A 1,078-nucleotide genomic window follows, 5' to 3' on the forward strand; every position below is an offset into this window, starting at 1 on the left:
CGCCGAGCGAGGAGCCCCACGCGGGCGGTGCGGGCCCCGGGGTATGCGCCTGCCTGTGCGGTGCGCCGTCCTCCCCGCGGAGAGCAGGCCGCGCACGGGCGCGAAGGTGTCGTTGCCGACCTTCCCGGACCAGACGAGCTGCCACAGCGCCTCGAGGATCTCGGGGCCGCGGGCCTCCGGATGCGTCGCGCGGACGCGTTCGACGAGCGGCCCGAAGAACCAGGCGCCGCCGCCGGAGAGGACCTCCAGCACGGCGGCCTGCAGCCCGGTGGGAGCCTGCGCCCCGGCCGGATCCGCGCCCGCAGGAGTGCTGCCGTCCCCCGGCCTCCCCGCCGCCCTCCTCGGGTTCGGGCAGGCGCAGGGTGAGGTCGGCGGCATCGGCGGGGTGCAGGGCGATCCAGCCGTCGTTGCCGGTGCCGGCGGCCGCGCCGGACCAGACGTACTCGCCGGTGGAGAGCAGTTCGTCCAGCATCCCGGGCGCATAGTCCCGGACGCGGGCCGGCAGCACGTGGGACTCCCAGGCGCTGGCGGGCAGGGGCATGCCGGCCAGCTGGTCCAGCACGGCGGCCACCCCGTCCAGGCCCTCGAGGGTGGCCGTCCCCGTCCTGCCCGGGCGGGGCCGCAGATGCTGCCAGTCCGCGAGAAACCGGGCGTAGGCGGCCTGGTCCACGGGCTCCACCTCGGCCCGCAGTGCGGCCAGGCAACGGCGTCGGATGCGGCGCAGCACCTCGGCGTCGCACCACTCGGCGTCCACGCCAGTGCCCGAGCCGGACCCGTCCGGGCGGAAGGCGCCCTGGGCCACGCGGCGCTCCGAGGCCAGCCGTTCCAGCACCGTCATCACCACGGCGGTCCCCAGGCCCAGGGTGAAGCCGGCCTCCGCGGCCGTGAACGGGCCGTGGGTGCGGGCATAGCGGGAGACCAGGTCCCCGAGCGGGTCCTCCACCGGGTCCAGGAACGCCACCGGCACGCCCATCGGCAGGGGCACGCCCAGGGCGTCGCGCAGGCGGGCGGCGTCCTCCACCGCAGGCGAAGCCGCTCCACCCCGCCCTGCCGGAACCGGAAGGCAGGCCGGCCCGGG

1 protein-coding gene is annotated in these 1,078 nt (G+C 77.5%); it reads right to left on the reverse strand.

The features are described from left to right. Nucleotides 1-1,021 (reverse strand): Lhr family ATP-dependent helicase (locus tag AC2W7A_RS12720; RefSeq protein WP_485991650.1); only part of this gene is annotated, 1,021 nt, incomplete at its 3' end. Nucleotides 1,022-1,078: the final 57 nt, after the last annotated feature.

Source organism: Micrococcus sp. LASM2_SD2 (genome assembly GCF_057364565.1).